The sequence below is a fragment of the Streptomyces sp. SID8352 genome (assembly GCF_009862265.1).
Lineage (GTDB): Bacteria > Actinomycetota > Actinomycetes > Streptomycetales > Streptomycetaceae > Streptomyces.
In genome coordinates, this window is record NZ_WWGX01000071.1 from 89,610 (window position 1) to 102,206 (window position 12,597).

Annotated in this window: 10 protein-coding genes and 1 tRNA gene; 8 read left to right on the forward strand and 3 right to left on the reverse strand. The window is 71.0% G+C overall.

Going from position 1 to position 12,597, the window contains the following annotated elements; genetic code table 11:
* The first annotated feature begins 23 nt into the window (after positions 1-23).
* The 3 genes from GTY84_RS21705 to GTY84_RS21715 all read left to right on the forward strand — a co-directional run bounded on the left by GTY84_RS21705 (position 24) and on the right by GTY84_RS21715 (position 4,861).
* Positions 24-2,201, forward strand: a complete 2,178-nt coding sequence (locus tag GTY84_RS21705) for an AIPR family protein (RefSeq protein ID WP_161227980.1) — start codon at positions 24-26, stop codon at positions 2,199-2,201.
* Positions 2,202-2,225: 24 nt separating this feature from the next.
* Complete coding sequence (locus GTY84_RS21710) at positions 2,226-4,358, forward strand: UvrD-helicase domain-containing protein (protein WP_161227981.1); 2,133 nt, start codon at positions 2,226-2,228, stop codon at positions 4,356-4,358.
* 65 nt (positions 4,359-4,423) lie between these two features.
* Complete coding sequence (locus GTY84_RS21715) at positions 4,424-4,861, forward strand: hypothetical protein (RefSeq protein WP_161227982.1); 438 nt, start codon at positions 4,424-4,426, stop codon at positions 4,859-4,861.
* A 46-nt stretch (positions 4,862-4,907) separates the two neighbouring features.
* On the opposite strand, the gene GTY84_RS21720 is transcribed toward GTY84_RS21715, so the two are convergent.
* The 3 genes from GTY84_RS21720 to GTY84_RS21730 all read right to left on the reverse strand — a co-directional run bounded on the left by GTY84_RS21720 (position 4,908) and on the right by GTY84_RS21730 (position 6,192).
* A complete protein-coding gene (locus tag GTY84_RS21720) occupies positions 4,908-5,321 on the reverse strand; it encodes a PIN domain-containing protein (protein WP_161227983.1) in 414 nt (137 codons plus the stop codon).
* Positions 5,318-5,581 carry a CopG family transcriptional regulator gene (locus GTY84_RS21725; protein ID WP_161227984.1) on the reverse strand — a complete coding sequence of 88 codons (264 nt, stop codon included), beginning with the start codon at positions 5,579-5,581 and terminating at the stop codon, positions 5,318-5,320. Before GTY84_RS21725 ends, GTY84_RS21720 begins: the two co-directional genes overlap by 4 nt.
* 539 nt (positions 5,582-6,120) lie before the next feature.
* A tRNA-Arg gene (locus GTY84_RS21730) sits at positions 6,121-6,192 on the reverse strand.
* A 180-nt stretch (positions 6,193-6,372) separates the two neighbouring features.
* On the opposite strand from GTY84_RS21730, the gene GTY84_RS34090 reads away from it, so the two are divergent.
* The 5 genes from GTY84_RS34090 (at position 6,373) to thrC (ending at position 12,436) form a co-directional block, all read left to right on the forward strand.
* Entirely contained in the window at positions 6,373-6,822 is a 450-nt protein-coding gene (locus tag GTY84_RS34090; protein WP_161227985.1) for a response regulator, read from the forward strand.
* Between the two features lie 482 nt (positions 6,823-7,304).
* Positions 7,305-8,519, forward strand: a complete 1,215-nt coding sequence (nrtL, locus tag GTY84_RS21740) for an ArgS-related anticodon-binding protein NrtL (RefSeq protein WP_161227986.1) — start codon at positions 7,305-7,307, stop codon at positions 8,517-8,519.
* Between the two features lie 17 nt (positions 8,520-8,536).
* On the forward strand, positions 8,537-9,928 hold the full coding sequence (gene lysA, locus GTY84_RS21745) for a diaminopimelate decarboxylase (protein ID WP_161227987.1): 1,392 nt from the start codon (positions 8,537-8,539) through the stop codon (positions 9,926-9,928).
* Between the two features lie 150 nt (positions 9,929-10,078).
* Complete coding sequence (locus GTY84_RS21750; RefSeq protein WP_161227988.1) at positions 10,079-11,371, forward strand: homoserine dehydrogenase; 1,293 nt, start codon at positions 10,079-10,081, stop codon at positions 11,369-11,371.
* A gap of 6 nt (positions 11,372-11,377) precedes the next feature.
* Positions 11,378-12,436 carry a threonine synthase gene (gene thrC, locus GTY84_RS21755; RefSeq protein WP_161227989.1) on the forward strand — a complete coding sequence of 353 codons (1,059 nt, stop codon included), beginning with the start codon at positions 11,378-11,380 and terminating at the stop codon, positions 12,434-12,436.
* The last annotated feature ends 161 nt before the right edge of the window (positions 12,437-12,597 follow it).

The following is a 12,597-nucleotide window of genomic DNA, read 5'->3' on the forward strand; positions in this document are numbered from 1 at the left end:
GGCCGTGGGAGGGAACCAGGAACATGGACGCACACCACACCCCCGAGAACGCACCGAACGTGACCACGATGGTGCGTCAGGTGGGCAACGGCCTCAAGCAGCTCTACGGCGAGCTGCTGGACGTCGGGGACCTGGACAGCATGCCGGACAAGGAGCGTGAACCCCGTCTGCTCTCCCGGGCCCTGACCGCCCAGGCTGTGCGCATCGTCACCGGCTTCAACCCTGAGGACGCTGCCGCCACGGTCATCGACGGGCATGCCGACCAGGGCATCGACGCGATCGCCGTCGTGGACGGACCCAATCCCCACGTGTACTTGATCCAAGGCAAGTGGAGCAAGGACGGCAAGGCCAAGGGCGAGCGGGACGCGGTGCTTGAGCTCCTGGCCGGGCTGCGCTTGATCGACGACGAGGACTTCGCCCCGTTCAACCCGCGAGGGCGGCAACTGGCCGAATACGCCAAGACCGTCATGGACCGCGGCCCTGTGCCCGTCACTCAGGTCGTCGTCCTCATGCGACCCGACAGCCCCGGCATCGGCTTCCAGCAGGCCATCGTCACCGGTGAGAAGGAGTTCAACCGCTACGGCGACATCCTCGATCACCGGATCATCCTGGCGTCCGAGGTGTGGTCGTCCGTCCGCCGTGACCTCACTCCCGAGCCGGTGCGTTTGTCGGCCACCCTGTTCCCCTGGTTCGGCATCAGCACTCCGTACGAGTCGTACCAGGGTGTCGTCGCCGCCGAAGAGGTGGCGCAGTGGGCGAAGAGCGGCTCCGGCCTCTTCAACCTGAACATCCGGAACCCTCTGGGCAGGACTTCGATCAACAATGAGCTGATCACGACGCTCAGCCAGGAACCGGCGCTGTTCTGGTACTTCAACAACGGCATCACCGTGCTCTGCGACTCCGTAGGGAAAGCCCAGCAGAACATGCGCGCGCCCCAACACCACCCCCTGACACTGACCCTGCACCATGCCAGCGTCGTCAACGGAGCTCAGACCGTCCGGTCGGTCGCCGAAGCGCTCGCCGCCGATGACATTGCCGCCGAGGCCCAGATCGGCGTACGGATCATCGTCACAGGCAAGGCAGAGGAGTTCGCCAAGGAGACGACCAAGGCGACCAACCGGCAGAACAGTGTCGGTGCCCGCGACTTCATTGCGCTGGATCCTGTCCAGGCCGCGATCATGGAGGAGATGAGGGCGGAGCTCGGCCTGGAGTACAGCGTCAGGCGCAGCGAGCTGGATCCGCCGGAGGAATCGGGCTGCTCCGTGGTGGAGGCCGCTTGCGCCCTGGCCTGTGCCCGTGCCGACAGCCAGTACGCAGCCCGCATCGCCCTTTCCCGGGAACCGCTATGGGAGCGTGGCTCACAGGGCGTCTACGACGTTCTCTTTCGGCCTCAGCCCGGTGTGTTCCTGCTCTGGAACGCGGTGCAGGTGTTGCGGCAGGTGCGGCGTAGTCTGCTCGAACTCCGCAAGCGCTACGAGGGGCGGGGCGCTGCCTTGACTGAGCACGGCACCTACCTGCTGACCCATCTGGTGTTCCGTCTGCTGGACACCGACTCGATCGGGGAGCCCGACCAGGATCTCGCTTGGGCGGCAGACGTGAAGGAGCGGACGAAGGCGCTCGTCGAGCGGCTGCTGCCCGTCACCGCGGCAGCGATCGATGAACTCTTCACCGAGCGCTCTGTCATCCGCGCCGTGTGCTCCGACATCACCCGCTGTCGGGAGCTCGTCGGACACGTGCTCGCCGTCATGTCGGAGGAGTCCCGCGGTACTGTGCCCGACACGTATCGCCGCGTCCGTCCGTCGCGCAAGCGGCGCCGCCCCAACGCCGTACATGTTCTCGTCGACAAGGGAATCCTGCACAACGGGGAACCGCTCACGCTGAGCAGCGGCTACCCGCTCGAAGCGGCAGCTCTGCGGGACTGGCTCGCCGGAGACGAGCGGCGCAGCCGGGCCACCTGGGTCAACCACCGTACGAAGCCGGTCCTGTGGGCGGCTGATGGCAAGCAGTACTCTCCCACCGGCCTGGTCACGCGTATGTGGGAAGAGGCTGGCTGGGCGGACCGGCCCGTGGCGAACCAGGGAACCGCCCGTTGGGTGATCGCGTCGGGGGAGACACTTGCCGATCTGGCATGGAGTGTCCTGGACGCTTTGGAGGAGTCAGACGAGCCGGTCGGGCCGACAGACGGCCAGACCGACCAGTAGACACACCGGGAGAGATGCTCCGCCATGCCCCGCCTCGCCTTCGACATCGCCTTCTGCGCCCAGCTTCCCAAGCTGCAGGGCACGGTCCGCAAGGGAGTCTTCGACGCCTGGGAGAAGTTCGAACGGCTCAGCTTGAAGCAGCTGTTCAAGGACCCGGGCCTGAAGCTGGAGTCACTCAAGAACGCTCGGGACCCGCACATCCGGACCATCAGGATCGACCGCGGCACCCGAGGGGTCGTGCTGGCTCCCGACAGCGGGGACACCTATGTCCTGCTGCGGGTGCTGCCGCACGACGAGGCCAACGCATGGGCGGTCAAACAGAAGGCATCCATCAACACGGTCACCCGGGCCGTGGAGATCCGCGACATCGCCGTTCTGGAGGAGCTCACCCCCGCGTACGAGCGGACCGCTCCCGTCCCTGAGCAGCGGCTCTTCGCAGCCTTCTCGGACGGAGATCTGGCCGCCCTCGGCATCGACGGGACGACGCTGCACCAAGCACGGGTCCTCACCAGCTCGGAGCAGTTGGAGGCCTTCGCGCCGTTCTTTCCCCAGGACCAGCGTGAGGTGCTCGAATACCTCGCCGCCGGCTTCACGGTGGAGGAAGTATGGCGGGACGTGGTCGCCGTCCACCTCGACGCAGCGGGCAGTGCGGGGCCCGTGAACCCGGCCGACTACGAGACGGCCATCCGGTATACGCGCACCCGCATCGCCCTGGTCACCGGATCGGACGAACTCCGCGAGATCCTCGACAAGCCCTTCGCCGCCTGGAGGGTCTTCCTCCATCCGTCCCAGCACAAAGTGGCCTACCGAGCCTCGTACTCCGGCCCGGCCCAGGTCACCGGGGGCCCCGGCACCGGCAAGACGGTCGTCGCCCTGCACCGTGTGCGCCACCTGCTCGGCCACCTCCGGGACGGGGACCGGATCCTGCTCACCACCTACACGAACACCCTGGTGGCTGCTCTGCGCTCGGGCCTCGCCGAACTCGTCGAAGACGCGACACTCCGGGACCGGGTGGACGTCATGACTGTCGACGCCTTCGCCGGACGAGTGCTGTCCACCTCCCGCCGGCCGCTGCGCGCCGATGAGGAGCAGGCCCGCTGGGAGCGAGCCGCCGGGGCAGCGGGCTTCACCGGAAGCCCGCAGTTCCTCGCCCAGGAGTACAAGCATGTGGTCCTCGCCCAGAACCTGCGGACGTACGAGGAGTACGAGGCCGCCGAGCGCAAGGGGCGCGGCAGCGCATTGCCCGCCGCGGCCCGGCCGCCGGTGTGGGACGCCGTGGAGCAGTTCACCGCGCGGCTGGCCTCCGACAAGCTGCGGACCTACCTCGGAACCTGTGCGGAGGCCGCAGACCTGTTGGAGCGGACCGGGCCGCGCTACCGTCACGTGGTCGTCGACGAGGCCCAGGACCTGCATCCCGCCCAGTGGCGTCTTCTGCGCGCCGCCGCCCCGGTCCGCCCGGACGACCTGTTCATCGCAGGCGATCCGCACCAGCGGATCTACGACAGCAGGGTCTCCCTCAAGGCGGTCGGGATCCGGGTGGCGGGGCGGTCGACGAAGATGCGTAGGAACTACCGCTCCACGCACGAGATCCTCAGTTGGTCCACCGCGCTGCTCGTCGGCCGTCCCTTCGCAGAGCTTGAGGACGACGGCCGCCACGAAACCCTCATCGGATACCGCTCCGCCCTGCGCGGGAGCGGCCCCCGGACCCATGCGGCAGCCTCTCACGAAGCGGAGCTGGCTGCGCTCGTCGCGAGCGTGCGCGGTTGGCTGGAGGACGGCATCGCCCCTGGTGACATCGGCGTGAGCGCACGTTTCAACCGGACCTGCGACCAGGTGACGGAGCGCCTGTCGGTGGCCGGTATCCCCGCTCGACGACTGCGGGCGGACCAGCCGTCGGCGGCCGACGCCGTGAACGTCGGCACCATGCACTCCTTCAAGGGTCTGGAGTACCGCTGTGTCGCGGTGGTCGGCGTCCATGACGGCGCGGTGCCTTATCCCAAGGCGGTGACGCCGGCGGACGTCGACCGCCTCCAGCACGAGGCCGACCTGCTGGCGGAACGCTGCCTGCTGTTCGTCGCCTGCACCAGGGCCCGCGACGGCCTGTACGTGTCCTGGGCGGGGAACCCCAGTCCCTTCCTGCTCACGACCGGGATGTGAGCGGCGATGGACCGGTCTGGCCACGCAACGACCGGGTACGGAGTCACGACAGGTCGAGGAGGGAAATGGGCGAGCTCGCGGACCGCGTGGCCCGGCTGGAACGTGAGGTCACGGAGGCCCAAGAGGCGTTGCGCGTCGTCGCGAAGATCGATGAGGAGATCGAGAACGCCCTGGAAGAAGTCGCGGACCGTATGCACGAGGCGAGACAAGAGGCGACCTCTGACCGTGCGGCACGGGCGGGCCGCTTTCTGATGGAGCTCTGTGATCACCTCGCGGAGACGGTGTGGCCGGAGGTCACGGGAGCCCTTCGTCGAACGGACCTCGAAAAGGCGGCCCGGGCCCTGAAGGAGGCGTCCATGGCGGGGAAGACGGCTCCGGCGGTGTACAAGCTCTACGAGGTCAATCTGTCGGTGCAGTACGAATCCTCGCCGTACTCGCTGGGGGCCGTGGGCGAACAGTTGATGGCCTTCGAGTCATGGCTGGGGGCAGAGGGCAGGGGCTGACACGGCTGCCCGAATTCGCGATCGCGGTTCGTACGGTCAGTTGCTGTCAGACCTTGATCACTGCGGCGCGTCCACCGCACAGGGCGATGAGGTCCTCGGGGTCGGAGGTGAGGATCGTCGCCGGCCCGGGTGCGGCCAGTGCGGTGGCGGCGAGCATGGCGTCGATGGCGTACTTGTGTCCGTGCAGGCCGGCGTCGGCGAGGAGGGCGGCGGCGTGGCAGGCGATCGGTTCGGTGATCGGTTCCACGACGAGACGGGAGAGCGTCCACTCCAGGGCCGGGCGGTTGATGCGGGGGTGGACCACCTCGACGAGGGTGGCCGCTGAGGTGATCACGCGCAGGTCGTCGGCGCGGGCCAGAGCGAGCCAGGCGGTGACCGTGCGGTCGCGCAGGACGGCCTTGGCCAGGCCTTCACTGTCGAGGACGAGGGTTCCGCCGGGGATCGCAGGGGAGCGGGTCACGCGGCGCTTGCCCCGTGCCGGGTCTGCTCACGTCGCGCCTGGGCGAGCTGGTCGCGCAGGGACTGGATCTCGTCGTCAGTGACGGGGCCGTGCTCGGCCTCGGCGACGGCGATGAGTTCGTTGAGGTTGTCGCGTTCGATCTGGCGGGCGACGGCGGCGGCCACGTAGGCGGAAAGGCCGGAGGGGCCGCTGCGGGCCTTGGCGGCTTCGGCGATGTCGCGCGGCATGGTGATCGAGTACTTTCCGGTGGGCTCACTCATGCTACTTATCCTACCCTTCATCCTCCTAAGATCGCCTTCTTGGCTGGCACTGGAGCCGTGGACGGCACGTTCACCTGGAAAGGCGGTGGACGCTGTGCGTAGTTCGGCAGGCCAGGTATACGAAGTGCACCGGAATGGCGTGGGCCGAGCGCGGTGAAGCCCTGGTGGGGGCCGGCAACTGGCGATGGGGCGGATGTCAGGGCTTTGATCGACGAGCGCGGGGCCTCATTGGTCCGGGCCGTAAGCGAAGCCCCTGCTGCTGACTTCGGCCAGGTGAGGAACGGGTGAGGTGCGACGCCTATCAGTTGGTACGCCTTCGTGCTCGGATATCTGGACACCGGTACCGCGGCGGCATCGACGGACACGAGGAAGTCACCGACGCGAAGATCTCAAAGGAGGCCTGTCGCGTTGTATCGCCGATGGTGTGCGGGTATTGAGAGGAAAAAGGAGAGGGGTAGGAGTCAGTGAGACTGACTCCTACCCCTCTCGTATCGGCATCCGCCTTGGTCGGGCCGCTTGTTGACCTTGTGACCGGCGAGTGCCCCCGGCAGGATTCGAACCTGCGCACACGGCTCCGGAGGCCGTTGCTCTATCCCCTGAGCTACGGGGGCGTGTCCGTCGCGGTGGTGTTGCTCGCGGCGACAGGTAGAACACTACCAGCTCCGGTGGGGTGGTCCGGAACGGGTTTCCGTGAGGTCGGGGGCGTCATCGGCGTGGGGCGTTGTCCCCCGCACGGGGCGGAAGTGGGGAAAACCCGGACGCGGCGGCCGGGGTCGACCTACTCTCGAAGGGTGCCTAGGGCGTCCGGCCGGATTCTTGTTGTGGACGACAACAAGGTCATCCGGCAGCTGATCAGGGTCAACCTCGAACTGGAGGGCTTCGAGGTCGTGACCGCGGCCGATGGTGCCGAGTGTCTGGAAGTCGTCCATCAGGTGCGTCCCGACGCGGTCACCCTGGATGTGGTGATGCCGTGCCTCGACGGCATCCGGACCGCCGCCCGGCTGCGTGCCGATCCGCGCACCCGTGATCTGCCCCTCGCGATCATCAGCGCGTGCACCCAGGCCGAGGTCGACGCCGGATTCGAGGCCGGGGCCGACGCCTATCTCTCCAAGCCCTTCGAACCCGCCGATCTCGTCGCCCTCGTACGGCGGCTCGTCGAGGGGAAGGGCAAGCGCCGGGGGAGTCGCCCCAAGCGGGAGAGCCGGGGGTCCTCGGCCGCCCAGGCCGAGTCGGCCGGATAGTTCCGCAGTCCCCGTCCCCGTGATTCCGGTAGTCCCCGCGGCCCCCGTAGTTCCGGCGTTCGGTGAGCCGGACCGGGGCGGGCCGGGCTGCTTGACGGGTGAGGGCTCGTGCCCTACCCGTCCCGCCCGTTCCGCGCGCGTGCGCGATTGAAGTGCCGGACCCCCACCGCCGGGTCGTCCCATCCCATCCCGTTCCGCGCTTGTGCGTGGCCTTGCGTGCCACCGTCGTGTTGTCGTGGGTGGGTGTCGCCGGCCGCTCAGCGTTCCACGTCCCCTCGTCGCCGGCTGTCGCGTGCCGCCCCCGCCCCGCCACTCCCCGCCCCGGCACTCCCCGCCCCGCTCGCCCATCCCGCTCCCCCTGTCGCCCCCGGGTGAGGAGAACCGTCCCGTCCGCCCCCTTCGTCGCCCTCCTCGCGTCCATATGTCGGGACTGGCATAAACCAGTTCGCCTACCCACCCCCCTCCTCCCCTACGCTTGTCCCGTGACCCCCGCCGAGCTGTCCCGTACCGTGCTGCACGCGGTGCGTCGTGCCGTGGAGGCGGGGGAGCTGCCCGGCGTGAGCGTTCCCGGGCGGGCCGTCGTCGCGCCGCCGGGGCCCGGGGGCCGCGGCGACTACGCCACCACCATCGCCCTCCGGCTCGCCGGGGCCGCCGGGCAGCCGCCCCGCCGGGTCGCCGAGGTGCTGCGGGCTTACCTCGTCGAGGCGGACGGCGTCACGGACGTCGTCATCACCGGGCCCGGGTTCCTCAACCTCACCCTCGGCTCCGCCGCCCCCGCCGCCCTCGTCGCCGAGATCCTCCGGCGCGGCCCCCGCTACGGGCACGCCCCCACGGCCCCCGGCGCCGTAGACCTGGACGCCCCCGACGCCCCCGCCCCCGACGCCCCCGCCCCCCTCGTGCTGACCTGCGCCCACGAGCCCCGGGCCGTCGTCGTCGCCCAGGCCGCCGCCCGCATCCTGCGCTCCCAGGGCACCCCGGCCCGCACCCGGTGCGCCGCCGAGCCCCACCCCGCCTGGACGGCCGCCCTCGGCGCGCGCGTCGACGCCTTCGGCGAGGGCGGGTCCGGGGAGACCGCCGCCCGGATCCGCCCCGTCCCCGCCCCCGGCGGCGTGCTGCGCCTCGGCCGGGACGCCGGGCGCTGGGCCCTGCTCCACCCCGCCCCGCACGACCGGCCGCGCGCCGGAGAGGGGCACCTCGTCCAGCGCGAGAGCAACCCCCTGTTCCGGGTGCGGTACGCCCACGCCCGCAGCCGCGCCCTCCTCCGCAACGCCGCCGACCTCGGCTTCGCCCCCGACGCCGCGGCCGACACGGGCACCGCGGCCGGAGCGGCCCCCCACGCCGCCCCCGCCACGGCCCCCGCCGCCGTCACCGCCGACGCCCGGCCCGGCACGACCGGCATCCCCGGCACACCCGCCGGCCCCGCCGACGCCCCCGCCCCCCGGGCCCTGCTCGCCGCCCTCGCCGCCCATCCCCGCGTCCTCGCCGCCGCCGCCGAGCACCGCGCGCCCGACCGGCTCGCCCGGCACCTCGTCGTCACCGCCGACGCCGCGCTGCCCTTCCTGCCCACCGTGCTGCCGTGCGGCGCGGAGAAACCCTCGGCCGCCCACCGCGCCCGGCTGGCGCTCGCCGTCGCCGCCGGGACGGTGCTGGCCGGCGGCCTGACCCTGCTCGGCATCGACGCACCCGACCACCTCTGAGAGAGCATCAAGACGCCATGAGCCGTTCCGCGCACCCCGCCGGGCCCCGTCACGCCGACGTCCTCCCCGAGGGCCACTACGCCGCGCCGCCCGCCGACCTCAACGCCCTCGACCCCAAGGTGTGGGCGCGGACCGTCGAGCGCGCCCCGGACGGCACCGTCACCGTGGCCGGCATCCCCGTCACCCGGCTCGCCGAGGAGTTCGGCACCCCGGCGTACATCCTCGACGAGAGCGACTTCCGGGCCCGCGCCCGCGCCTGGCGCACCGCCTTCGGCAGCGAGGCCGACGTCTTCTACGCGGGCAAGGCCTTCCTCTCCCGGGCCGTCGTGCGCTGGCTGCACGAGGAGGGGCTCAACCTCGACGTCTGCTCCGGCGGCGAGCTGGCCACCGCGCTCTCCGCCGGCATGCCCGCCGAGCGCATCGCCTTCCACGGCAACAACAAGACCGTCCACGAGATCCGCCGGGCCGTCGAGGCCGGGGTAGGGCGGATCGTGCTCGACTCCTTCCAGGAGATCGTCCGCGTCGCCCACATCGCCGGGGAACTCGGCCGCCGCCAGCGCGTGCAGATTCGTATCACCGTCGGCGTCGAGGCCCACACGCACGAGTTCATCGCCACCGCCCACGAGGACCAGAAGTTCGGCATCCCGCTGGCCGGCGGGCAGGCCGCCGAGGCCGTGCGGCGGGCCCTGCGGCTCGACTCGCTGGAACTGATCGGCATCCACTCGCACATCGGCTCGCAGATCTTCGACATGTCGGGCTTCGAGGTCGCCGCCCACCGGGTCGTCTCCCTGCTGCGCGACATCCGCGACGAGCACGGCGTCGAACTCCCCGAGATCGACCTCGGCGGCGGCCTCGGCATCGCCTACACCAGCGATGACGACCCCCGCGAGCCGCAGGAGATCGCCAAGGCGCTGACCGACATCGTCACCCGGGAGTGCGAGTCGGCGAAGCTGCGCACCCCGCGGATCTCCGTCGAGCCCGGCCGGGCCATCGCCGGGCCCACCGCCTTCACCCTCTACGAGGTCGGCACCATCAAGCCCCTGGAGGGGCTGCGCACCTATGTCTCCGTCGACGGCGGCATGTCCGACAACATCCGCACCGCGCTGTACGACGCCCAGTACAGCGTCGCCCTGGTCTCCCGCGCCTCCGACGCCGAGCCCGTGCTGGTCCGCGTCGTCGGCAAGCACTGCGAGAGCGGCGACATCGTGGTGAAGGACGCCTTCCTCCCCGGCGACCTGGCCCCCGGCGACCTGATCGCCGTCCCCGCCACCGGCGCCTACTGCCGCTCCATGGCGAGCAACTACAACCACGCCCTGCGCCCGCCGGTCGTCGCCGTCCGGGACGGCGGGGCGCGCGTGATCGTCCGCCGGGAGACGGAGGAGGACCTGCTGGGCCTCGATGTGGGATGAGACACGGCACTGAGGGCGGGGGGCGGAAGATCTCCGCTCCCACCCCTGCGAGAATGAAATAAATGTCTCACGATTCGGACGAAACACGGAAAATCCCGTCCGTTGCATGAGACTGGTCGAACCGTAGACGGTATGAGGAAACGAGGTCGGATGATGCGTACGCGTCCGCTGAAGGTGGCGCTGCTGGGCTGTGGAGTGGTCGGCTCAGAGGTGGCGCGCATCATGACGACGCACGCCGACGATCTCGCCGCCCGCATCGGGGCCCCGGTCGAGTTGGCCGGGGTCGCCGTCCGCAGGCCCGACAAGGTGCGCGAGGGCATCGACCCCGCCCTGGTCACCACCGACGCCACCGCCCTGGTCAAACGCGGTGACATCGACGTGGTGATCGAGGTCATCGGCGGCATCGAGCCCGCCCGCACCCTGATCACCACGGCCTTCGAGCACGGCGCCTCCGTCGTCTCCGCCAACAAGGCGCTGCTCGCCCAGGACGGCGCCGCCCTGCACGCCGCCGCCGACCAGCACGGCAAGGACCTCTACTACGAGGCCGCCGTCGCCGGTGCCATCCCGCTGATCCGCCCGCTGCGCGAGTCCCTCGCCGGGGACAAGGTCAACCGCGTGCTCGGCATCGTCAACGGCACCACCAACTTCATCCTCGACGCCATGGACAGCACCGGCGCCGGGTACCAGGAAGCGCTCGACGAGGCCACCGCCCTCGGATACGCCGAGGCCGACCCGACCGCCGACGTCGAGGGCTTCGACGCCGCCGCCAAGGCCGCCATCCTCGCCGGGATCGCCTTCCACACCCGGGTGCGCCTCGACGACGTGCACCGTGAGGGCATGACCGAGGTCACCGCCGCGGACTTCGCCTCCGCCAAGGGCATGGGCTGCACCATCAAGCTGCTCGCCATCTGCGAGCGGGCCGCGGACGGCGCGTCGGTCACCGCGCGCGTGCACCCGGCGATGATCCCGCTCAGCCACCCGCTGGCCAGTGTGCGGGGCGCCTACAACGCGGTGTTCGTCGAGTCCGACGCCGCCGGACAGCTCATGTTCTACGGCCCCGGCGCCGGCGGCTCGCCCACCGCCTCCGCCGTGCTCGGGGACCTCGTCGCCGTCTGCCGCAACCGGCTCAGCGGCGCGACCGGACCCGGCGAGTCCGCCTATGCCGCACTGCCCGTCTCCCCGATGGGCGACGTCGTCACGCGCTACCACATCAGCCTCGACGTCACCGACAAACCGGGCGTGCTCGCCCAGGTCGCGACCGTGTTCGCGGAGCACGGTGTCTCCATCGACACCGTGCGGCAGTCCGGCAAGGACGGCGAGGCCTCCCTCGTCGTCGTCACCCACCGCGCGTCCGACGCCGCCCTCGCCGGCACCGTCGAGGCGCTGCGCACCCTCGACACCGTGCGGGGTGTCGCCAGCATCATGCGCGTTGAAGGAGAGTAACGAGCAATGACCCACCAGTGGCGCGGAATCATCGAGGAGTACCGGGACAGGCTGCCGGTCTCCGCCAGCACCCCGGTCGTGACGCTCCGCGAGGGCGGCACGCCGCTCGTGCCCGCGCAGGTGCTCTCCGAGCGCACCGGCTGCGAGGTCCACCTCAAGGTGGAGGGCGCCAACCCCACCGGTTCCTTCAAGGACCGCGGCATGACCATGGCGATCAGCCGCGCCAAGGAGGAGGGCGCGCAGGCCGTCATCTGCGCGTCCACCGGCAACACCTCCGCCTCCGCCGCCGCCTACGGGGTGCGGGCCGGGATGGTCTCGGCCGTCCTGGTGCCGCAGGGCAAGATCGCGCTCGGCAAGATGGGCCAGGCCCTCGTGCACGGCGCGAAGATCCTCCAGGTCGACGGCAACTTCGACGACTGCCTCACCCTGGCCCGCGCGCTCAGCGACAACTACCCCGTGGCGCTGGTCAATTCGGTCAACCCGGTGCGCATCGAGGGCCAGAAGACCGCGGCCTTCGAGATCGTCGACATGCTCGGCGACGCCCCCGACATCCACGTCCTTCCGGTCGGCAACGCGGGCAACATCACCGCGTACTGGAAGGGGTACCGGGAGTACGCCGCCGACGGGCCCGCCACCCGGACGCCCCGCATGTGGGGCTTCCAGGCCTCCGGCAGCGCCCCGATCGTGCGCGGCGAGGTGGTCAAGGACCCGTCGACCATCGCCACCGCCATCCGCATCGGCAACCCCGCCTCCTGGGATCTCGCGCTGGCCGCGCGCGACGAGTCCGGCGGCGCCATCGACGAGGTGACGGACCGTGAGATCCTGCGCGCCTACCGGCTGCTGGCCTCCCAGGAGGGCGTCTTCGTCGAGCCCGCCTCCGCCGCGTCGGTCGCCGGTCTGCTGAAGGCCGCCGAGCAGGGCAAGGTCGACCCGGGCCAGCGGATCGTCTGCACCGTCACCGGCAACGGCCTGAAGGACCCCGACTGGGCCGTGGCCGGAGCGCCGCAGCCGGTCACCGTCCCGGTCGACGCGGCCACCGCGGCCGAGCGCCTCGGCCTGGCCTGAGCACGACCCTCCCGGCCGGGCCCCGGGTCCCCCACCGGGGCCCGGGGCCCGGCCGCGAGAGCGGCCTCCGGCGGTGGCCCGCGGGACGTCCGGCGGGGCCGGCGCCGTGAAACCGCCGGTGGAAGCGGTGGGCGGCGGCCGGGTCCGCCGTCCGGACGGCG

What these genes read in the sequence shown, in the direction of transcription:
- GTY84_RS21725 (WP_161227984.1), bottom strand. Translation starts at nt 5,581, where the DNA reads ATGAGTGAGCCCACCGGAAAGTACTCGATCACCATGCCGCGCGACATC.
- GTY84_RS21705 (WP_161227980.1), top strand. Translation starts at nt 24, where the DNA reads ATGGACGCACACCACACCCCCGAGAACGCACCGAACGTGACCACGATG.
- GTY84_RS21750 (WP_161227988.1), top strand. Translation starts at nt 10,079, where the DNA reads ATGATGCGTACGCGTCCGCTGAAGGTGGCGCTGCTGGGCTGTGGAGTG.
- GTY84_RS21710 (WP_161227981.1), top strand. Translation starts at nt 2,226, where the DNA reads ATGCCCCGCCTCGCCTTCGACATCGCCTTCTGCGCCCAGCTTCCCAAG.
- thrC (WP_161227989.1), top strand. Translation starts at nt 11,378, where the DNA reads ATGACCCACCAGTGGCGCGGAATCATCGAGGAGTACCGGGACAGGCTG.
- GTY84_RS21715 (WP_161227982.1), top strand. Translation starts at nt 4,424, where the DNA reads ATGGGCGAGCTCGCGGACCGCGTGGCCCGGCTGGAACGTGAGGTCACG.
- lysA (WP_161227987.1), top strand. Translation starts at nt 8,537, where the DNA reads ATGAGCCGTTCCGCGCACCCCGCCGGGCCCCGTCACGCCGACGTCCTC.